This window comes from Streptomyces sp. NBC_00080 (genome assembly GCF_045041255.1).
Taxonomy (GTDB): domain Bacteria; phylum Actinomycetota; class Actinomycetes; order Streptomycetales; family Streptomycetaceae; genus Streptomyces; species Streptomyces coriariae.
Genome location: NZ_CP108235.1, coordinates 8,271,352 through 8,292,635, shown reverse-complemented (window position 1 = coordinate 8,292,635; position 21,284 = coordinate 8,271,352). Strand labels below are relative to the sequence as shown.

At 74.6% G+C, this 21,284-nt stretch carries 13 protein-coding genes and 2 pseudogenes; 10 read left to right on the top strand and 5 right to left on the bottom strand.

The window, feature by feature from the left end; genetic code table 11:
* Positions 1 to 6: 6 nt before the first annotated feature.
* Positions 7 to 810 (bottom strand): LysR family substrate-binding domain-containing protein, encoded by an 804-nt coding sequence (locus OHU34_RS37005; protein ID WP_142269008.1) that lies wholly within the window; start codon positions 808 to 810, stop codon positions 7 to 9.
* Between the two features lie 58 nt (positions 811 to 868).
* Here OHU34_RS37005 and OHU34_RS37000 point away from each other — a divergent pair, with 58 nt between their 5' ends.
* Positions 869 to 1,255 (top strand): DUF5997 family protein, encoded by a 387-nt coding sequence (locus OHU34_RS37000; protein WP_230196890.1) that lies wholly within the window; start codon positions 869 to 871, stop codon positions 1,253 to 1,255.
* Between the two features lie 15 nt (positions 1,256 to 1,270).
* Here OHU34_RS37000 and OHU34_RS36995 read toward each other — a convergent pair.
* Positions 1,271 to 1,480: pseudogene (locus OHU34_RS36995) on the bottom strand (EamA family transporter); the annotation flags it as partial.
* Between OHU34_RS36995 and OHU34_RS36990 the strand changes: the two are divergent.
* The 8 genes and pseudogenes from OHU34_RS36990 to OHU34_RS36955 all read left to right on the top strand — a co-directional run.
* Positions 1,481 to 1,594 (top strand): annotated as a pseudogene (locus OHU34_RS36990) (LysR family transcriptional regulator); the annotation flags it as partial. It abuts the pseudogene before it with no gap.
* Between the two features lie 88 nt (positions 1,595 to 1,682).
* Positions 1,683 to 2,072 (top strand): cold-shock protein, encoded by a 390-nt coding sequence (locus OHU34_RS36985; RefSeq protein WP_028806173.1) that lies wholly within the window; start codon positions 1,683 to 1,685, stop codon positions 2,070 to 2,072.
* Positions 2,073 to 2,252: 180 nt separating this feature from the next.
* Positions 2,253 to 3,107, top strand: coding sequence for a DUF4132 domain-containing protein (locus OHU34_RS36980; protein WP_142269010.1), 855 nt, complete (start codon positions 2,253 to 2,255; stop codon positions 3,105 to 3,107).
* Positions 3,104 to 8,104: a hypothetical protein gene (locus OHU34_RS36975; protein WP_405770462.1), complete on the top strand. Its 5,001-nt coding sequence runs from the start codon at positions 3,104 to 3,106 to the stop codon at positions 8,102 to 8,104. Before OHU34_RS36980 ends, OHU34_RS36975 begins: the two co-directional genes overlap by 4 nt.
* A gap of 35 nt (positions 8,105 to 8,139) precedes the next feature.
* Positions 8,140 to 9,342 carry an AAA family ATPase gene (locus OHU34_RS36970; RefSeq protein ID WP_405770459.1) on the top strand — a complete coding sequence of 401 codons (1,203 nt, stop codon included), beginning with the start codon at positions 8,140 to 8,142 and terminating at the stop codon, positions 9,340 to 9,342.
* A 5-nt stretch (positions 9,343 to 9,347) separates the two neighbouring features.
* The gene (locus OHU34_RS36965; RefSeq protein WP_405770457.1) at positions 9,348 to 13,208 is read left to right on the top strand and encodes a vWA domain-containing protein; all 3,861 of its coding nucleotides are present in this window, start codon (positions 9,348 to 9,350) and stop codon (positions 13,206 to 13,208) included.
* The gene (locus OHU34_RS36960; protein ID WP_405770454.1) at positions 13,205 to 14,977 is read left to right on the top strand and encodes a hypothetical protein; all 1,773 of its coding nucleotides are present in this window, start codon (positions 13,205 to 13,207) and stop codon (positions 14,975 to 14,977) included. Before OHU34_RS36965 ends, OHU34_RS36960 begins: the two co-directional genes overlap by 4 nt.
* 87 nt (positions 14,978 to 15,064) lie before the next feature.
* The gene (locus tag OHU34_RS36955; RefSeq protein ID WP_142269014.1) at positions 15,065 to 15,619 is read left to right on the top strand and encodes a DinB family protein; all 555 of its coding nucleotides are present in this window, start codon (positions 15,065 to 15,067) and stop codon (positions 15,617 to 15,619) included.
* A gap of 19 nt (positions 15,620 to 15,638) precedes the next feature.
* On the opposite strand, the gene OHU34_RS36950 is transcribed toward OHU34_RS36955, so the two are convergent.
* Genes OHU34_RS36950 through OHU34_RS36940 form a run of 3 tightly spaced genes read right to left on the bottom strand, consistent with a single transcriptional unit; the run spans position 15,639 to position 18,519 of the window.
* Positions 15,639 to 17,087, bottom strand: a complete 1,449-nt coding sequence (locus OHU34_RS36950; protein ID WP_405770451.1) for an alpha-amylase family glycosyl hydrolase — start codon at positions 17,085 to 17,087, stop codon at positions 15,639 to 15,641.
* Positions 17,084 to 17,407: a hypothetical protein gene (locus OHU34_RS36945; RefSeq protein WP_235034709.1), complete on the bottom strand. Its 324-nt coding sequence runs from the start codon at positions 17,405 to 17,407 to the stop codon at positions 17,084 to 17,086. Before OHU34_RS36945 ends, OHU34_RS36950 begins: the two co-directional genes overlap by 4 nt.
* Entirely contained in the window at positions 17,407 to 18,519 is a 1,113-nt protein-coding gene (locus OHU34_RS36940; protein ID WP_405770448.1) for a hypothetical protein, read from the bottom strand. Before OHU34_RS36940 ends, OHU34_RS36945 begins: the two co-directional genes overlap by 1 nt.
* Before the next feature lie 275 nt (positions 18,520 to 18,794).
* Between OHU34_RS36940 and OHU34_RS36935 the strand changes: the two genes are divergently transcribed.
* The gene (locus tag OHU34_RS36935; RefSeq protein ID WP_405770447.1) at positions 18,795 to 21,263 is read left to right on the top strand and encodes a CBM35 domain-containing protein; all 2,469 of its coding nucleotides are present in this window, start codon (positions 18,795 to 18,797) and stop codon (positions 21,261 to 21,263) included.
* The last annotated feature ends 21 nt before the right edge of the window (positions 21,264 to 21,284 follow it).

Below are 21,284 nucleotides of genomic sequence, written 5' to 3'. Positions count from 1 at the left end.
AGCCCGCTACGACCGGCGGCGGGGCTTGCCGCCGCCGGTACCGCGCCGACCGCCGCCGCCCTTCGCGGCGCCGCCCTTGGCACCACCGCCACCGCCGCGGCCGCGGGCGCCTCCGGCGGTACTCTTGCCCGCACCCCCGCCGGCCTGCGGCTTTCGACGCTCGCGCTCGGCCTTGCGGTCCGCTGCCGGAGCCTGCTGGGCCCGGCCCCGCGTGCTGTTGACGGTGCGGCCGCGGACGATACCGATGAAGTCCTCGACCAGCTCGGTGGTCGCGTCCTCGGGCCAGGCGAGGGCGATGTCCGACCGGGGGGCGTCGACGATCGTCCGGTAGGTGAGGTCCTTGCGGTGGTGCAGGCGGGCCAGGGACTGGGGCACGACCAGCACGCCGATGTTCGCCGCGACCAGCTCGATCGCGTCCTCGGTGGTCGCCGGGCGCTCGAAGGCGGCCTCGCCGGGCAGCTGCTCCCAGCCGAGGACGTCGTCCAGCGGATGGAGGACCACCTCGTCGGCGAGGTCGGCCACCGTGACCTCCTCGGCCGCGGTGATCACATGGTCCCGGGGGACCACGACGACGGTGGTCTCCGTGTACAGAGGAATCGCGCTGAACACCGTACGGTCGACCGGAAGCCGCACGAAGGCGGCGTCCGCGGCACCCTCACGCAAGACGTCGGAGGCCTCCGCGGGGGTCACCTGGAGGAGGCCGAGGGGTGTGTCGGGCAGGCGCTCCGCCCAGATCCGCACCCACTTGGCGGGCGTCACTCCGGGGACGTACGCGAGCCGGAACGAGGGGGAGTCCGCCGAGTCGGTCATCCCGCCAGGCTACCGGCTGTGGTCGGAGGTCTTCGCCGCGGCCGATACCCTGGACGGCATGAAGTCGCAGCAGAACACCCAGACGATGAAGCCCGCCACCGCGGCGAAGAAGCTGGGTGTGCACCTCCCCGCCACGCCCGCCGAGTTCCAGGAGGGCGTCGTCACGCGCGCCGAGCTGAACGAACTCCAGGCGAACCCGCCCGAGTGGCTGCTCAAGCTGCGCGAGACCGGCCCGCACCCGCGCCCGGTGGTCGCGGCCAAGCTGGGCGTCTCCATCGCCGGCCTGGCCCGCGCCGGGGTGACCGAGGCGCTCACCACCGAGCAGATCGAGGCCGTCAAGGACGCCAAGCCCGAGTGGCTGGAGAAGGAGCGCGCCACGCAGGCCGAGGTCCGCAGGGAGACCGTCCGCATCAAGAAGCGCAACGCGGAGCGATCCGAGTCCTGACCCCGGTCAGCGGCGCGGCACGAGGACGCTGAGGGGAACCCCGGCGGCCACGGCGAAGCCGACGGACTGCACGGTCGGCGGGTGGCGCAGGGCCAGTACCACGCCGACGGGCAGGAAAAGCACGGCGGAGACGGTCGCGGCGGCCGCCGCGCCCTGGGCACCGGGGACCCGTCGTCCGACCGTGCGGTTGAGCAGGATGTACGACGTCCGGCAGGCGGCGGCCAGTCGGTGCGTGACGCGGAGCCCGTCGCGGTCCGGCTGGTGTGGTGGCGCGACGACCCGCACCCCGCGACGCAGGCCGTGGTCGAGCTGCTCACCACGCTGTATCGCGCCCAGTGAATCCCCTGAGTCGCCCGGGGCCCGTCGCCTTGACTACGATCTGGGCAGGTTCACCGACGTGGGTGTTTCGAGGTTGCTGGGGGTTGGGATGGTTGCTGGTCGTGTGGTGCGCTTCGACAGTCAGCGGGGCTACGGCTTCATCGCGCCCGACGACGGCGGGGAGGACGTCTTCCTGCACGTCAACGACATGCTGATGCCCGAGTCGCAGGTGCGCCGGGGCATCGTGGTGGAGTTCGAGATCGAGGACGGCGAACGCGGTCCGAAGGCGTCCGACGTACGGCTGGCGCGGGGTGCGGACGGCAAGCCCCTGGCCGCCGACGACGACGTCCTGTGCGATGTGCTGAGCACCGAGGAGTTCACCCGGGACGTCACCGAGGCGCTGCTGACGGCGGCGCCCTCGCTCACCGGTGAGCAGATCGTCCAGGTGCGGGCCGGGCTGGCGCAGTTCGCGAAGAACCACGGCTGGGTCGAGGGCTGACGCCTGCGACCGGCCGGCGGCGCGCGATGACTCGGGCGAGTCCCGCCGCGAAGCCCTGAACCGGGGTCTCGTCCTGCCGGACCCCTGGGTGCCGCCCGTTCCGCCGCCTTCCCGATCCCGTTGTCAGTGGCCTGTTCTAGTCTTCCCGTCACTTGATCACTGCGGGTGCGGGAGGCACACATGGGGTGGGTGTCGGCCGGCGACTACGAAGTCGCCCTCGATGACGGCAAGGTGGTGTGCCGCAACGCGGCCGGGCGGCGGTTGAAGTCCGTGCCGCCCAAGATCGCCGACGAGCCGGCGGTGGTGGGCCTGCGTCAGCTCACCGAGTGGCTGGAACGGCACGAACGCCAGTGCCTGGCCGACGTGGAGCGGTGGATGGTGCGCTCGCTGCCGGTGCCGTTCGCCGTCGTCGCCCAGGTGTGGCCCGACCCCGCCTGGCAGGCCGCGCTGCGCGACCTCGTCGTCACCGGGGTCGACGGCGAGGTGGCCGGATTCCTGCGGGACGCCGACCCCGAGCGCGGACTCGGTCTGGTCGACCTCGACGGCGACACCGTCCGCATCACGCCCGAACTGGTCCACCTCCCGCACCCCGTGCTCCTCGACGACCTGGAGGAGCTTCGGGAGTTCGCCGTGGAACTCGGCGTCGAGCAGCGCGCCCAGCAGTTGTTCCGCGAGGTGTGGCGGCGTCCCGCGACGCTCGACGCGGAGGGCACCGCGGTCGAGGAGTACGCGGGCGGCTCGTTCAAGGAACAGCGGTTCCTGCACGGCCGGGTCACCCAGCTCGGCTACCGCGTGCGCGGCGGCCACGCCGTCACTTCCGTCCTGGAGGAGAACCGCACCGTGGAGGCCCGGGTGTGGGTCGGCGACTACGAGGGCTACGAAGAGGCGGAGACCGGCCCCCTGGTGTTCACCGACTCCGCCGGCCGGGTGCTGAAGCTCGGCCTGATCGGGCCGGTGGCCTGGTCCGAGGGCATGCGCATGGCGGCCGCACTGTACGCCGGGCGGGACATCGAGGACGAGGAGCGGGCGGCATGACGACCTACGACGAGACCACCGCCGGCGCGCTGCTCGACGCGGGCGCTGTGCTGCCCCCGGGGAGCACCACCCGCGAGGACGCCGACACACTCACCGTCCGCAGGTACACCCACCCCGCGCTGGACGACCGGCAGATCGTGCGGCTCGTGCCGGGCACCCTGGGCGAGGCCGAGGACCTGGCACTGGACTTCCTCGGGCTGGCCCGCGACCCGGAGACCCCCGAGGTCGGTCAGGTGCGCCGGGAGACCCTCGGCTTCCCCGCCTGGGCGCTGGTCAACGACCCGGCGAACGGCCACCACGCGCTGGCGCTGGTCAAGGACGTCGAGCGGCTCGCGCGGCAGGCCAAGTCCCGCCCCGGCAACGCCAAGGACGGCTTCGAGGCGCTCGGCACCCGGCTCGGTCGGGCCGTGCCGCACTTCCTGCCCACCTTCTACGAGCAGGCCGCCCGCGTCTTCCTCCAGCACGAGAACACGACGTACGCCTCCGCCTTCTTCGGCAAGGCCCGGGAGGCCGAGCGGGTGCACGCGCTGAAGGTGGACGAGGAGCGGCAGCGGGCCGTCTTCCTGGAGTTCGCGTTCGCCGGGGCGCTCACCGTCAAGGCACTCAAGGAGCATGTCAAGGCTCTCGCGGCGCGGCTCCACGCGGCCGAGGCCTGGGCGCAGTTCCGGCAGTTGACCGTGGAGCGCTGTGCGGCCGGGATGCCGCCGTACGCTTCCCTGCCGCAGGACGCGCGCGGGCTGATCAAGGCCGCCGGTCTCGACCGGGTCACCGAGGAGTGCGGCCTGGTCGCCGACCTGCTCTCCTCGCCGGCCGCGGTCCGGGCCCCCGCCTCCTTCTGGAACGCCTACCGGGAGACGCTCGCCGTCCTCGCCGAGCAGCGGCCGCAGGTGCGTGAGCGACTGCTGGAGATCATGCCGGCCGGCCTGGGGCGTACCGTCGAGGACGACGAGTTCTGGCTGGCGCTGCTCGCGGAGTGCGGGGCGGATCTGCTCCTCACCGGGGAGACGGCGGCCGACGTGGACCCGGCGGACTGGCTCGGCCGGTGGGCCCTGCACCGCAAGCACGGCGGCAATGTCAGCGGCCGTTCCCCGGCCACCCTCGCCCTGGTGGAGCGGATGGGGCCCCGGCTGCGTGACCTGGGCCGTCCGGTCGATCTGTGCTCGGGCCGATGGCACGCCGGCGCCGATCTCGACCTGCTCGACCTGTGCGCGGCCCAGGGCGTGCCGCTGACGCTGCCCGGCCCCGACCAGGTCGTGTACCTCTCCATCGACCGCTGGTTGCGCGAGGCCGTACCCGGCCGGCGCGACCTCACCGCGACCGCGGCGGACCCCCGCCTGCGCCGCCTGCTGTACGCCGACATCAGTACCCTCGGCGGCCTGCGCCCCGCGCCGAAGGTGCTGGAGAAGCTGGCCGCCCACCCCGTGCTCGCCGAGGTGCTGCGCGAGTGGCTGGACGACGCGGCCGGGGAACTGGCCTCGGCGGTCGGCCTGCCCGCCGCGCGGGCGGCGCTGGAACGGCTCCGCCCCTTCCGTACGATCGCCGCCCGGGTCAGCCCGGCGGCCGTCGCCGTGGTCGCCGCGCACGCGGTCGCGCCGCTGCTCGGGCACACGCTGCGGGCCGGACTGCTGGACGAACTGGGCTGGCCCGCGCTGGACGAGGCACTGCGCCGGCTCGACGCCGAGACCAAGCGCGACCGCGAGGACACACTGAGCGTCAGCGAGGCCTGGCCCGCGCTGATCCTCGCCCGCGCCCACAAGGTGATCGTCGTCGGCCCCGAGGAGATCCTGCTCGAGCACGACCTTCGGCTGCCCGTGACGCTGGACCGCTGGCAGCGCCCGAGCTACCGCTACACGGACGGTGAACTGCTCGTCATGTGGCGGCAGGACGGCAAGCAGTTCGGCTACTGGTCGGCCCGCCCCGCCGACGTCTTCCCGCTCGCCGGTGAACAGCTCCCGCACTGGTACGGCGGCAACGACGCGGGCGAACCGTCGATCCCGGTCCCCGGAGGCGGCCGCGCCACCGGCGGGCGCACGCTGCACGCCGGCGACACCGTCGTACCGCCGAGCCGCCGCATCCTCGGCGACGGCACCTCGTACTGGCGCCAGGGCAGGCAGGGCCGGCAGCAGGTGTGGCTCGAGTACGACCCGGCCACCGGCACCCACGGGCGCGCCTCGCTGCCCGCGTTCCTGTCGTCCGGCATCCGGGAGGACGCGCCCCTGCTCCAGCAGCACTGCGAGGTGCTGCCGCTCCAACCCGGCCTGGAGCGGACCCCGTTCGGCACGGACGGCACCGTGCTCGGCCGCTGGGTGCGCACCGAGGGCGAGGGTGCCGAGGGCCGCACCGTCGCCGGTAGCCCGGACGGCCGCACCGTCACCCTGCCGTGGGCCGACGGGCGGGCGCCCGGCGTCCTGCTCGGCGCGCTGCGGCTGCCGGGCGGGGCCGAGCCCGTGGCCGTCGCTCTGCACCGGCAGATCGCCCTCTACGCGGGTGACGACCCGTCCGCCGCCGGGGAACTGGGCCGGGTGACACCGATGGAGCGCGGCGGCGAGTTCGCCGCCGGCACCCGGTTCGTTCCGCCGGTCGACTTCTGGCACGCCCTTCGCCCGCGCGACGAGCGCGCGTCTGCGGCGCTGCGTGCCCTGACCGACGAGCAGGCGGCCGAGCTGCTGCGGGCCGGGAAGGAGGCGCTGGCTCAGCGGCAGGCGAAGCTGGCGACGGCCAAGGTCGTGGACGGGACCTCGGACGCCGCCGCCGTCGTGCCGCCCGCGGACGAGGTCGTCCGGGAGGTCGTGTCCCGCTCCCTGCCCTCGCTGGGCGACGGGGGCCTCGTCGCCGGTGTCGCCGCACTGGTGCGCGCGGTGCTGCGGCTCGCGGAGTCGACCGCCGCGTTCGTGGCGCCGCCGGTCGAGCGCCCGACGGCGGAGCGCCGCCGGACCGACGGCATGTTCGCCGACCTCAAGCCCGAGCACGGCGACGACGCGACGCTGCGCGAGGCCACCACCGGGCTCACCGAGGTGCACGGGTGGTGGGGCAGCGAGGTCCGCTGGAGCACGCTGCGGCAGGTCCGCGCCGTGAACCACGTGCTGGCCGGGAAGCCGGCCGACGGCAAGCCCCTGGCCGAGGCCTCCCGGTCCACCGGAACCGCCGACGGATGGCGCAGCGACGAGTTCACCCTGCCGGGCATCGGGCTGGTGTGGACGCCGGTGCTCGACATGCTGCGCCCGCTCGCGTACCGCGCCGCCTCCGCCACGGTGACCGAGGCGCACCGCGAGGCGCTGCTGCTGCTGTTCGAGGCGATCACGGACGGTCCGCTGGCCGCTCCCGGGGCCGCCCTGCGCGAGGTCGTGCTGAGCGAGCCGCACGAGAAGCAGGAGCGCGTCGGTCAGGTGCTGCGCCGGGACGGCCGTACCGTCGTCGTCCTCGGCTGCCAGAACGTGGACCGGCAGGCGGGGCGGGTGCACTGGCTCGCCCTGGACCACGATCCGGCCGGCTCCTTCGGCGCGATCGCCCACTTCACGCTGGAGCGGGAGACCGCGCACCCGGCGGTGTTCCCCGCCGACGCGCTGCGCGCCGTCACCGGACTCGTCCGGGACAAGGGCCCGGCGCCCTGGCAGCCGGAGGCGCCGGCCGCCCTCGCCTCAGCGACCCGCGGCGGGCTGGGGCTCATGCAGGCGGCCCTGCTGCTGGCCGGCAAGCCGAAGCAGCTCACCGCCGAGGTGATCGCCGCGACCGGGCTGAAGCCGCGTCAGAAGGAGCTGGCCGACGCCCTGCTGTCCTCGGTCGGGAGCGGCGACCGGGCGGCCCTCGTCGGTGCCCTGCTGCCCGGGAACCCCGGTGACCTGTGGACGGCCGGGCCGGACACGGAGGCGGCCGGCCGGGTGTGGGCCGAGCGGCTCGGCGAGGTCGTCCGGCTGCCCGAGGACCTCGCCGGAGAACTCTCCCTGGGCGGCCTGCCCACCGGCTCAGCGGAGGACATCCTCAACCCGGGGCTGACCCCCTGGATCAGCCGCACCACCGTCCAGCGGCCGGACAAGGACGGCAATCTGGTCGCGGCGGACCCCGCGGCGCTGCCCGGCCGGAACCACCTGACGGGTGCCGTGACCGCCCTGGCCGGACTCGCCTACTCCCTGCCGTACGGGCACCCGCTGCGGGCCGTCCTGCCGGAGAGCCTCGCCGCCCTGCGCCGCCGCTTCGCCGACCGGGGCCTGCTGCTCGACCTGGACGTCGCGTGGACGGAGAAGGGCTCCTCGTCCGCCGTCGAACTGCGCAAGGCGTACGGGCTGCCCGCCACCGGGGGCGCCGACGCCCACGGTCTGACACCCGTCGGCGAGGCGCTGGCGCTGCGCCCCTGGTACGGCGACCAGGAGACCGTCCTGGTCCGGCCGGGCGCGCTCGGCGCTCCCGACGACCCCGTGTTCGGGCTCGTCGAGGGGCTGGTCGGACCGGGACGGGGCGAGGGCATGCGGGCCCTGCGGACCCTTCTCGACGACGAACTGGCCCGCGCGGTCGCGGTCGGGTGCGATCCCGAGGGACCCTCCGGACACGCCCAGGACCCGACCTTCAGCGTGCCCGATCTGGTCGCCGAGGTAGCCGCGCGGCACGGTCTCGGCGAGGACGCGGCGGCGCTCTACCTCCAGCTGCTGGCTCTCCCGGACCCCACGGACCGCAACTGCGCCCGCTGGACCGGCTGGAAGCCCGCACGGACGAAGAAGGCCCGCGCCGAACTCGCGGCGAGCGAGCTGGTCGTCGAGGCCAAGCGGGCGCGCGCCGGACGCACCCTGTTCCTGCCGTGCGGCTGGCTGGACCTGACGTCGCCCGCGCTGCCGGTCGAGATCTGGAAGGAGGGCCTCTATCCGGTCCGCGCCTATGGGCGCGTGCTGCCGCTGATGCCCGTGCCCGAACTGTTCACGCGCGCGTGGGACCGCGTCCGCTCCGGCGACGCCCCGGCCTACGAGCAGCTCACCACCCGCGCCACCCGTAAGGGCCGCCGCCGATGACCACCCTCCCGCCCTCTCTGGAAGAACGCGCGCCGATGACCACGACCGCCCTGTCCCTCGACTCCGACTCCGACTCCGGCGGCTCCCCGGGCCCGGTTCGCCAGATCGTCCCGCCCGAGGACCGGTACGCCGGCGAGCTGGCCTTCCTGGCCGCGTACGACGACGGGCCGCGCCCGCCCGCCTGGCGGCTCACACCGCGTGCCGTCGTCACGTTCGTCATGGGCAGCGACGGTCGCGCCCTGAAGCTGCCCGAGGACGCCGAGGCGCCGGACGGGGTGCCGCGCCGGCTGGTGGTGGAGGGCAAGTTCGTCGGCGACCGTGCGCTGGTGGAGCGGTGTGTGGTCACGCTCGCCGGCGAGCGCGGACTGTTGCTCGTCGGCGAGCCCGGTACCGCGAAGTCGATGCTCTCCGAGCTGCTGTCCACCGCCGTGTGCGGCACCAGCGGGCTGGTCGTGCAGGGCACCGCGGGTACGACGGAGGACCAGCTCAAGTACGGCTGGAACTACGCCCTGCTGCTGGCGCAGGGGCCGAGCCGGCAGGCGCTGGTGCCCTCGCCGGTGCTGACCGCCATGTCGCGGGGCGCCATCGCCCGGGTCGAGGAGGTCACCCGCTGTCTGCCCGAGGTGCAGGACGCGCTGGTCTCGCTGTTGTCGGAACGGCGCATCGCCGTGCCCGAACTCGCGGGCTCGGACGACGCGTTGGCGCATGCCGCGCCCGGCTTCAACCTCATCGCCACGGCCAACCTGCGGGACAAGGGCGTCTCGGAGATGTCCGCGGCCCTCAAGCGCCGCTTCAACTTCGAGACGGTCGGGCCCATTCCGGACCTCGACGCGGAGACCGCCCTGGTGCGCAGCCAGGCACGGGCCTCGGTGGAGCGGGCAGGCGCGCCCTTCCAGGTCGACGACGCCGTGCTGGAGGCGCTGGTCACCGCCTTCCGTGATCTGCGGGAGGGCCGCTCGGCGGAGGGCTGGGAGGTGGAGCGGCCGTCCACGGTGATGAGCACCGCGGAGGCCGTGTCCGTCGCGGGTGCGCTGGCGCTGGCGGCTGCGTACTTCCCGGGCGACCGTGATGTGCTCGGGCTGCTGCCGGGCCATCTGCTGGGCGTGGTCCGCAAGGACGACCCGGCCGACGCGGCCCGGCTGCGCGGCTACTGGGACGGGCCGGTCCGCCGCCGTGCCGAGCAGGGTTCCGCCACCTGGCGCACCCTGTGGGACCTGCGCACGGTCCTGGAGGGCTGACGGCCGTGTCCCTGCACCCCACCACCGCGCCGGGCGCACCGGACTCCCCCGGCACACCGGCTTCTCCGGACTCCCCGGACGGGGCTCTCGCCGCCCTCACCGACCCGGCGGGGCCCTACCTCATCGGGGTACGGCACCACGCGCCGTCGCTGGCCGCCGCCGTGCCCGCGCTGCTGGACGAGGCGAAGCCCGACGTGCTGCTGGTCGAGCTGCCGGCGGAGATGCAGGAGTGGCTGCCCTGGCTCGGGCACGAGGAGACCAGGGCCCCGGTGGCGCTCGCCGCCGCGCCCGGTGACGGCGGGAGCGGCGGGGGCCCGGCGTTCTATCCGTTCGCCGATTTCTCGCCCGAGCTGGCCGCCGTGCGCTGGGCCGCCCGGCACGGCGTCCCGGTGGTCGCCTGCGACCTGCCCCTCGCGGACCGGGCGTGGGGCGAGGGGCGCGGCGGCGCCGCGCAGGCGGAGGCGCCCGGACTCGCCAGCGCGCTGCGGGCCCGGCTCACGGGCCGGCCCGGGGACGACCTGTGGGACCGGCTCGTCGAGGCCACCGCCCCGGGTTCGCCGCCCGAGGCACTACGCCGGGCGGCCCTGCTGACGGGGTGGGCGCTGCGCGAGGACGCGGCCGCTTCCGGCGGGGTGCCCGAGCTCGACCTGCGGCGTGAGCGATGGATGCGGTCCCGGATCACCGAGACCACCGCGCGGGGCGAGCGGGCCGCCGTGCTCGTCGGCGCCTTCCACGCACCGGCACTGACCGGGTCGGCCCTCGCCGGACGAGGAGACGGCTCGACACCCGCCGACGTCGGCGGACAAGGCGAGAGCGCTGCCCCGGGCGTCGGTAACAGGGCCGGGGCCACGCTCCCAACCACCGGCGAGCAATCCCGTGCCACCGTCCCGGACGACGGCAAACAGGGCGACGGCGCCGTCCCGGCCACCGGTGAACGTGCGGAAGCCACTGTCCCGGCCATCGGCGAGCAGGCCGGTGCCACCGTCCCGGACATCGGCAAGCGGGGCGCAGACGCCGTTGCGGGGGGCGGCGGGTCGAAGGAAGGGGCCGTGGGGAGTCCGGCGGGGTGGATCACCTCGCTGATTCCGTATGCCTATGCCCTTCTGGACGAGCGGTCCGGTTATCCGGCCGGTATCCGGGACCCGGAGTGGCAGGACATGGTGCTGCGGGCGGCGGGCGATCCGCTGGCGTTGGAGGAGGCGCTGACGGCGGCGGCCGTGCGGGTGTGTGCGGCGTTGCGGGACCTCGGGCATCCGTCCGGGCCGGCCGACGCGCGCGAGATCACCCGGCTGGCCTCGGATCTGGCCCGGCTGCGCGGGCTGCCCGCGGCGGGCCGGGGCGAGTTGGTCGAGGCGGTGCAGACGGTCCTCGCGCAGGGTGAGCCGTACGGGCGTGGGCGGGCCGTGGCGCGGGCGATGGAGCGGGTGCTGGTCGGCACCCGCACCGGCCGGCCCGCGCCGGACGCACCGCGCAGCGGTCTGGTCCCGGCGGTCGAGGCCGAGGTGGCGGGGCTGGGCCTGCCCGGACCGGAGAACGCCTCCGGCCCGGCGCGGGATCTGCGACTCGACCCGCTGCGGTCGGACCTCGACCGACGCCGTGAGCTGCTGCTGCGCCGACTGGCGGTGTGCGGTGTGCCGTACGGCGAGGCGCGGGAGGTGGTCGGCGCGGGCGGCTCCGAGGCTCTCACCTCGCGCTGGGAGGTGCGCTGGACGCCGGCGACGGCGGCCATGCTGACCGCGGCCGGCGTGCGCGGGGTCACCGCGGCGCAGGCCGCCGAGGGCGTGCTGCGGGAGCGTCGGCGCGTGGAGCGCGACGCGGGCGGGTCGACGGCAGCGCAGGTGCTCCAGGGGCTCGCGGAAGCCGCGGAGTGCGGCCTGCCGGCCCTGGCGGACGAGCGGCTCGACGACGTCGCCGAGGTGCTGCCCCTGGCCGGTACGCTGCCCGAACTCCTGGCCGGGCTGGCTCTGTCGGACCGGCTGCGGTCCGGTCATGTGCCGGGGCTCGGCGCCGACGGGGAGCGCACGGCGCGGGCGGCCGCCGTGGCCGAGCTGCTCACCGCGGCGGCGGTGCGGCAGGTGGACGGACTGACCGGTTCCGAGGACCCGGCCGACGCCCACGCCCTGCTCGAACTCGCGCACCGGGCCGACCTGTTGGGCGGCATCCGGCTCACCGACGCCCTCGCCCGGCTGGCCGCCGACGGTTCCCCGCTGATGCGCGGCGCCGCCGGAGCCGTCCGGGTGCTGCTCGGGCAGGAGAGCGCCCGGACCTTCGGCGACCGGGTCGCGTCCTGGGTGGACGGCGCCGTCGACGCCGAATCGCGGTCTGCGCTGACGGCCCGGCTGAGCGGGCTGCTGGCCGCCGCCGGTCCGCTGCTGGAAGCGGCGGCGCCCGCGCTGGAGCCGTTGCTGAGCCGCGTGTCGGAGTTGCCCGACCGGGACTTCCTCGATCGGCTGCCCGCGCTGCGGGGCGGCTTCGAGACCCTGAGCCCCGCGGCCCGCGACCGTCTCCTCTCGGCCGTCGAGGAACGCCTCGGCACCGGGCGTGTCGCCGACACCGACGGGCTGGACCCGGCCGCGCTCGCCGCCTGGGCCGGGGCGGACCTCGCGGCCCGCGCCGCCCTGCGGTCACTGGGGCTGTTGCCCACACCCGGTGGCGAGGCACAGGCGCCCACCGGCGGGACGGTGATCGCGACGGCCGCCACTGCGACCGCGAGCGGGAGCGACAAGGGCGGACCCTCCGGGGAGGACGGTCTCGACCGTCGGCTCTCCCCCGCCGACCGGTGGCGGCTCCTCCTGGGCCGTCGCAGTGATCAACTCCCCTCGTCCGCACGCGCCTTGGCGACGGCGCTGGACGAGCTGTACGGCAGCGGGCGCGGCGAGGGCAGCCGCGGGGACCTGACGGGCCCGGGGACCGGCGGTGGCCGGGACGCGCCGTATCCCGGGGTGCGGGAGTGGTCGCAGGAGCTGGCCGCGCTGTTCGGGCCGGGCATCCGGGAGGAGGTGCTGGCGGCCGCCGCCGCGTCGGGCCGCAGGGACGTGCTCACGGAGCTGGACGCGGACAGCGTGCGCCCCTCCGTCGATCTGCTGCGTACCGTGCTGCGGCACGCGGGCGGGCTGCCCGAGGCCCGGCTGGCGGCGCTGCGTCCGCTGGTACGGCGGCTGGTCGAGGCGCTGACCCGGCAGTTGGCCACCCGGCTGCGCCCCGCGCTGCACGGCACGGCGCTGCCGCGGCCCAGTCGGCGTCCGGGCGGCGGCCTCGACCTCCCGCGCACGCTGCGCGCCAATCTGGCGACCGCGCGGCGCGGCCCGGACGGCACGGTCCGGGTCATCCCCGAGCGCCCGGTGTTCCGTACCCGGGCCCGGCGGGCCGCCGACTGGCGGCTGATCCTGGTCACGGACGTGTCGGGATCCATGGAGGCGTCCACGGTGTGGGCGGCGCTGACGGCGTCGGTGCTGGCCGGGGTGCCGACGCTGTCCACACACTTCCTGGCCTTCTCCACGGAGGTCATGGACCTCACCGGCCATGTCGAGGACCCGCTGTCGCTGTTGCTGGAGGTCAGCGTGGGCGGCGGCACCCACATCGCGGCGGGGCTGCGGCACGCCCGCGAGCTGGTCACCGTGCCGTCGCGGACGCTTGTCGTGGTCGTCAGCGACTTCGAGGAGGGCTATCCGCTCGGCGGGCTGCTCGCCGAGGTGCGCGCGCTGGTCGGCGCGGGCTGCCACGTGCTGGGCTGCGCGAGCCTCGACGACACGGGCCGGCCGCGCTACTCCACGGGCGTCGCGGGACAGCTCGTCGCCGCGGGCATGCCCGTCGCCGCTCTCAGTCCGCTCGAACTCGCCCGCTGGGTAGGGGAGAAGATCGCATGAGCCAGGACCTGTTGCCGCCGGTCTCGCCGTCCGTCACCGCCGAACTCGTCGAGGCGCTCTCTCCCCGGCTGCGCAAGCGGCTGGACGCGGGCATCGCCAAGCTGGCGGCGCGTCCGGTCGTCCGTGACGGCGACACCGTGCGGATCGCCGTCGACGACGACACCGACCTCGAACTGCACGCACCCGAGGGCGCGGTGACCAGCGCGGACGCGATCCGCTGCGGCTGTCTGCTCGCCCCCGACTGTCTGCACCGCGCGGCGGCGGCCTCGGCCGCGCCGGTGGCCGAGGACGCTCCCGACAGCGCGCCCGCCCAGCCGACGGACGACGAGACCCCGCCCACGGCCGACGGAGCGTCACCACCGGGCGACGAGACCGTCGCCCCGGCCCAACTCGCCGCCGCGCGGGTCGTGTACGACGCGGCGGCCGCCGTGCTCGAAGCAGGTGCGGACGGCTCCGGTGCCGTGCTCCAGGCGGAGCTGCTGCGCGCCGCGCACACGGCGCGGCTCGCGGGTCTCCCGCGGGTCGCCGCCGCCGCGGTCTCCGTGGTGAACGGGGTACGCGCGGCCCGTTCCGCCGACCCCGCCCACCGGCTGCCCGACCTTGCCGACGCGCTGCGCACCGTCCTCGGCATGGCGCACCGCCTGCCGTTCGCGACCGGCCGGGACCTGGCCGAACTGCGCGGCAGCGTACGTCAGCCGTACACCCCGGACGGTTCGTTGCGGCTGTACGGGCTCTTCTCGGAGCCCGTGCTGACGACGACCGGCTACGCGGGCGCCGTGACCTGGACCGCCGACGCCGAGGGCCGCCTCTACACGGTCTCCGACGTGGCTCCGGGCGGCCCCGGCCGGGCGACCGGCGCCGCCGACCGGGCCATCCGGATCGGCGACACCGCCCTGACCCACCGTGAACTGTCGCGCGCGGGCCTCGCGGTGTCCGGCGCGACCGTCTCCCCGACGGGCCGGCTCGGCGCCGGGGCGGGGGTGCGGGCAGTGCGCGCGTCGGGTGCCGCCTGGAGCGCCGAGCCGCTCGACCGCCTGTGGACGGTGCCGGTCGCCGAGCAGGTCGCACGCGCCCTGGGCGGCGGCCACGGTCTGCTCTTCCTCGACGTCACCCTGACGGGCACGGTCCGGGAGGCGACGGGTGACCGTCTGCTGGCCGACTGCGAGGGCCGCACGGTCCGGCTCGCCGTCGCCCACGACGATCCCGCGCTCCCCTACCGCGACAACCTCCGTCTCCTGGCCGCCGCCCGGGGCAGCCGGCTGCGGGTCGTCACGCGTCTCGCCCCAGGGCCGCTCCCGCGCGCCCTGCTGCTCGCCGCCGAACACCCGGCCCGGGCCGACGAGCGGGTGGATCTGGGCCTGGACCGTCTCCAGCACGCGGACCTGCCCACGACGACGGCGACGGCCGCGCCCGCCCCCGCTCCTCCGGCGGACGAGGCGCCGTTGCACCTCCTGCGCCGACGGGTGCACCAGGCCGTGTCGGGGGGCCGCCGGGTGCTGGGCTTCCCGGACAGCGGGGCGGGGGACGGCGGTCGGCTGCGCCGTGTCGGTCTCGCCACCGCGGGCGAGCTGCTCGGCGAACTCCGGTCCGCGGCGGCGGACCGCTCCCGCGACGCCTTCGGCCGGCTGCTCCCGGCGGACACGGGCCGTTTCGCCCACGCCTGGCTGGCCGCGGCCGTCTACACCGACGAGGTCGAGCGGGCGCTGTGCGCGGCGGCCTGGGGAGCGGATGCGGAGGTGGGTGCGGAGCTCGTGGCGACATCGCGGTGAACCCGGCGCCTTTAGGACAGCACCTGACCTCTATCGCTCCTAACGTGGTACTCGCACACGGAAGAGGACTCACGGAAGAAGGCGCCCATGAACCAGCCCACCACCCTCGACGAGACCGCCTCGGCACCGGCCGTCAGCCGCGAGCGCGCCGACCTGCTGGAGGCGCTCGCCAAGCAGCGGCACTTCCTGCGCTTCACCACCCGCGACCTCACCGACGAGCAGGCAGGGCAGCGGACCACCGCGGGCGAGCTGTGTCTCGGCGGCCTGATCAAGCACGTCGCCTCGGTCGAGCGGGGCTGGGTGGCCTTCATCCTGGAGGGCGCGTCGGCGATGCCCGACTTCACCAAGATGACCGAGGAGGACTTCGCCAGGCGGGCCGACGAGTTCCGGATGCTGCCCGGTGAGACGCTGGCGGGGGTGCTGAAGGGCTACGAAGAGGTGGCTCACCGCACCGACGAACTGATCGCCTCCCTGCCCGATCTGGACGCGGACCACGCCCTGCCGGCGGCTCCCTGGTTCGAGGGGGACGCGCGGTGGTCGGCCCGCCGGGTGCTGCTGCACATCGTCGCCGAGACCGCCCAGCACGCCGGTCACGCGGACATCATCCGCGAGTCCCTGGACGGCGCGAAGAGCATGGGCTGAGGCCCCTCGCGCAGAACGGTCACCCGACTTCGAGGACATGCGTCTGCCAGGCCTCCAGGACCACGAACAGGCCGGGGTCGGTCAGTTCGCCGCCGTCACGGTCGTACGTCTGTGAGGTCAGCAGGTCGGTCAGGCGGTGCTCGCGCCCGGCCAGGTCGTCCCAGGGCAGGGGCAGCCGTGCCCGGGCCGGGTGGTCGGACTGGTTGACGACGACCAGGTGGCGCGCGTCCGCGTGCGTCCAGGTCCAGGCGAGCAGACCGCGGTGGGTCTCGTCGTCCGGCCGGCCCGTCGGGACGAGCGGCCGCCATTCGCCCCGGCGGACGGCGGCCGCGGCGGTCAGCAGCCGGTGGTGGAAGGCGCGCAGCGGCTCGTCGACGGGCTCGCGCGGTCTGCGCGCGAGGAACACCGGCGGGCGGACCCGGCGTCCCTCGAACTGGCCCTCGTGCCACAGCGTCGCGCCGGGCAGGGTGGCGACGGCCACGGCTGCCGCCCGTCCCCGCGCACCGGGCAGGGCGGCGGCGGCCCGTGGTTCGTCGTGGTTCTCGAGAAAGCGGACGAGACCTCGCTGGTAGGTGAGGCCGGCCCCCAGATGGGCGCGGACGGATTCGGCGTCCTCGTGCAGGAGACGGTCGTACAGCCGCTTGTCGTAGCAGTGGTCGAAACCCTGCTGCTGCAGGGCCCATTCGAGGTCCCAGTACGCCTCCGCGACGAGGAGGAGGTCCGGGTGGCGCTCGCGGACGCGCGGGAGGACGTACGGCCAGAAGTCCTCGGCGGGCACCGGTCCGGCCCGGTCGCCCCACGTCTTGGCGAAGACGTCGTTCATCAGCAGCATCGCCATGTCGCAGCGCACGCCGTCCGCCTGGTCGCCGATGGACACCAGTGTGTCCACGGTCGCCGTGCGCAGGGCGTCGCCGAAGGCGTTCAGCTGGACGACGTCGGGCCAGGGCGGGAAGAACGGGTCGCGTCCCCGGGCGAGGATCCGGCCGTCGGACTCGATGAAGTCGCCCGGCGTTCGGGACAGGTCGCCCGCGGTGCCCTGGATCAGCCGGTCGGGGTGCCGGGTGACCCACGGGTGGTCGGGGGCGACGTGGTTGGGGACGAAGTCGAGGATCAACCGCAGTCCGCGGGCGGCCAGTTCGGACCGGGCCTCGGCCAGTCCCTGCGGTCCGCCGAACGAGGCGTCGACGACGTAGTCCCGTACGCAGTAGGGGGATCCGGCGATGTCCGCCTCGGTGACGTCGGGCAGGGCGGCGCGGAACGAGGTCCGCAGGGCTTCGTCGCGCAGCGCGATCCGCAGTCCGGCCGGGCTGCGCTCCCACACACCCATCAGCCAGACGGTGTCGACACCGGGCAGGGCGATCTCGTCCCAGGCCTCGCCCGGCACTTCGCCCAGGGTGACCGGGCGTCCGTACCGTCCGCTCAACTCACCCAGCCAGACGGCAGTGTTGATCTCGTAGAGCACCGTCATGACAGCGGCTCCTCGCGGTCGCCGTGACTCTTCGGCCGCAGTGACTCGCGGCCGCCGCGGTGCCACTCGTCGGCCGCGAGGGTGTGGAACGGCGTCGTGGTGGCCGCGCCCAGGCCGGTCCAGCCGGTCTGGTGGGAGGCGCCGAGACCCGCGCCGTTGTCGCCGTGGAAGTACTCGTAGAAGAGGATCAGGTCCTTCCCGTGCGGATCCTTGGCGAACCGGGGCTGCGCGCCGTGCCCCGGGCGGTGGCCGTCGGCGTCCCGCAGGAAGATGGAGGTGAGCCGGTCGGAGAGCTCACGGGCGACCTCGTACGGGTTCATCAGGCGTCCGGTGCCGGCGCCTGCCGGACCAGGTGCCGCTCGCCCTCGCCCATGCCGTCCGGGGTGATGTCCTCGTAGAAGGCGTCGGCCTCGACCCGGCGCGACTCCAGGGTCGTGTCGAAGTCCCCCCAGGGGTCGTCGAGTTCGGTGTCGGTCAGGCGCAGCCGGAGGGTCGCGCTGTCGCCGGCGGGGACGGTGCGCACCTGGTGGACCGCCGCCTTGGTGCCGGTGCGTGCGGGGTCGACGGCGCCGGCCTCGCCGTGCACGACATGGCGGCCGATGCCGTCCTTGACGTAGGGCGTGGTGTTCGGACTCCCGAAGATCCGCTCGTTGTCGGTCTCGTTACCGGTGAACAGGAGCTCCGCGCCGTCGTGGTGGAGCCGGCGGGTGCCGAGCTCGTCGTGGCCGGCGCGGATGCCGCCGTCCGCCGCGCGCAGGGCGGGCACGGCCGTGCCGCCGGCCCAGGACCAGGTGTGCCGGAACCACGGCGTCGGCAGCAGACGGAGGACCGCCTCGTCGGGGCCACGGTTGTGTGCCGTGATCTCGACCAGCAGGTCTTCGGGGCCCGCTTTCGCGTACTTGACGAACACGTCGAAGTAGCGGTCCTCGTCGAAGACACCGGTGTCGAGCAGTTCGTACTCGAGGGCGTCGCGCCCGCGGGACCGGTCGGTGTCGACGAGATCGGCGTAGGGGAACTCGCCCTGCGGATACTTGTAGAGGTACTTCATGTACGAGTGGGTGGGCGTGTTGTCGAGGTGGAACCAGTACTCCTTGACGTCCTCGCCGTGGTTGCCCTCGGTGTTGGTGAGTCCGAGCATCCGCTCCTCGAGGATCGGGTCGCGGCCGTTCCACAGAGCCAGGGCGAAGCACAGCCGCTGCTTGTCGTCGCTGACGCCGGCGATGCCGTCCTCGCCCCAGCGGTAGGCGCGCGAGCGTGCCTGGTCGTGGGTGAAGGACGACCAGGCGTCGCCGTCGGTGCTGTGGTCCTCCCGGACCGTGCCCCACTGCCGCTCGCTCAGGTACGGCCCCCGGCGCCGCCAGGGCGCCACGCCCTCGTCGGCCTCCGCCAGCCGCCGCCGCTCGGCGTCCACGGCGCTGCCGCCGTCCGTCATCGCCCGTCCTCCTCGCCACCGCCCGCCACCTGGCTCCACCCTCGGGCGTCCGGGGGCGGGCCGCAATGACAGGGCGCGAGCCCGGTCACGACTTGGGCCGAACGACTGACGCGCGGCGCGGGCCACCGAGGACCACCCGCCCCGCGCGACCCTCCCCCTGCTCGACTCCCCACGCTCCACGCCCCCTTCCCCCTGCTCGACACCGCCCGTTCCACGCTCCACGCCCTCGTCACGGTCCCCTTGACGGTCTCCGTGGGGCCGGTCACAATCCCCCCATGGATGTGACCGGTCACATATCGCCCCCGTCGGAGGGCGCCCCGCAGCGCCTCACCGTCGACCTCGCCGTCTCCGAAGGACCGGTGCTGCTCGGCGCCAACGGCGCGCTGTACGGGCTCGGCGACGACGGGGTGCCCGGCGACGCCGTACTCGCACCGCTGAAGATCACCAGCATCACGCAGAAGCCGGAGGGCGGCGCCCAGCACCCGAACGGGGACGCGCTCTCCGTCTCCGGGGCGTTCTTCCGCAACGGCGGCGGCGAGATCAACGTGATGATGCAGGACGTCTACGCCGAGTGGCCCTACGAGAACCTGGGCATCGACGACTACCTCCCCAAGGTCGACAAGATCGTCAAGGAGGTCTCGGCGCACCCGCACGGCGACCGCTTCGTCCACATCCCCTTCAACGAGCCGGACTGCATCTGGTACGACCTCGGCGTCCCCGACCGGACGCGGTACGAAGCCAACCGCGACCGCTTCTTCCGGGACTGGACCACGGTGTACCGGCGCATCCGCGCCCTCGCCCCCGGCGCGAGGATCGCCGGGCCCAACGAGACCGGCTACCACACTCGCCTGATGACCGACTTCCTCGCCTTCGCCCAGCGGGAGAACGTGCTGCCCGAGGTCGTCACCTGGCACGAGTTGGGCCCGGACTCGCTGCGGGACTTCCAGCGTCACCACGACGACTACCGTGCGATCGAGCGCCGGTTGGGCATCGCACCGCTGAGGATCAGCATCGACGAGTACGCCAACCGCCGTGATCTGTCGGTGCCGGGACAGCTCGTGCAGTGGGTGTCGATGTTCGAGCGGAACAAGGTGTACGCCAACCAGGCCTACTGGGACGCCGCCGGCAACCTGGACGGCAACGTGGTGCGCACGAACATCCCCAACGGCGGCTGGTGGTTCTTCCGTTGGTACGCCGGGCTGACCGGCGACACCGTGCAGGTCACCCCGCCACAGCCGCACACCGTCGACACCCTCCAGGGCCTCGCCTCCCTCGACACCTCGCGCCGTCAGGCCCAGGTGCTGCTCGGCGGCTCGGACGGCGACGTGGACGTCGTGGTGCGCGGCGTCCCCCGTGCCGTCTTCGGCCGCACGGTCGTCGCGACCCTCGCCGAGGCCGCCTGGTCGGGCTACGAGGGACAGCACGCGGCTCCGCGGGTCCTCGCCCGCACCCGGGTCGAGGTGGCGACCGACGGTTCGGTGACGGTGCCGCTGCGCGGCGGGCACAGGATGTCCGCGTACCGGATCGTCCTCACCCCGGGCGGCGCCGGCACCCCGTCCGCCCCACCCGTGCCCTGGTCGGCGTCGTACGAGGCCGAGGACGCGGCGATCACCGACGGCCTGGTGCGGACCCTGGGGACGGTCGCCGACGCAGGCGGCTACGCGGCCTCCGGCACGAAGGACGTCGGCTCCCTCGACACCGCCTCCAGCAGGGTCGACCTCACGGTGACGGTCCCGGCGGACGGGAGGTACGACCTGGCGATCCTCTACGGCAACCAGTCCGGCGCCCCCGCCACGCACAGGCTGCTCGTCGACGGCGCGGACCCGGTCACCGTGACGTACCCCTCCACACAGAACTGGGCCTACCGCGCCAAGAAGGACCTCGGTGTCGAGCTGTCGGCCGGCACCCATGTGCTGACCCTCGCCAAGGGCGACGCCGAGGTCACCCTCGACCGCGTCGACCTCACCGCGCGGACCGGCGCGCCGTCGGCGTCGTACGAGGCGACGCTGGCGGACGTCGACGGCAGCCCGTCGTACGACTACTCCTCGTCGGCCGGAGTGGGCACGGGCGCCCTGGTCCTGCGGGAGGGCGACCGGGCCGTCTTCGACGTCTACGCCCCTCGCGACGGCTACTTCACGGCCGTGCCGCGGGCCTCGGCGGCGGTGCGCCTCACGCTGCACGGCGAGCGGGTGACGGCGGCGCCGGACCGGCCGCTGCGGCTCTACCTGGTGGCGGGCAACAACCGCGTCGAGCTGACCGCGCGGCACGCGGCCGTCCGGTCCCTCGACGTCTCGGGGGCGGGCTCCACCGAAGGCACCCTCTCCTACGCCGCCGCCTCCGCCACCCTCACCGGAGGAGCGAAACTCGTCGGCTCGGCCCACGCCTTCGGCGGCTCCTGCATCGACGACCTCGGCAACAGCCCGGCCGACGCCGCCGAGTTCACGGTGCACGCGCCCGAATCCGGCCGCTACCTGCTGGTCGTCCACTACGCGCACGACGACCGTCGCGACAACGGCCACGCCTACAACACCGACATCCTGTCCCGTACGGCGGAGGTCACCGTCGGCGCCGCAGCGCCACGAAGGCTCACCTTCAAGAACACCTGGAGCCGGGAGGACTACTGGACCCTGGGTGTCCCCGTCGACCTGCGGAAGGGCACCGAGAGCGTGACCTTCCGCAACGCGACCGGCCTGGCCCCGCGCATCGGCCGCATCGAACTGGGCCGGGTGTTCGGCCGGTCGTAGTCCGGCGCGCGTCGCTGCCGC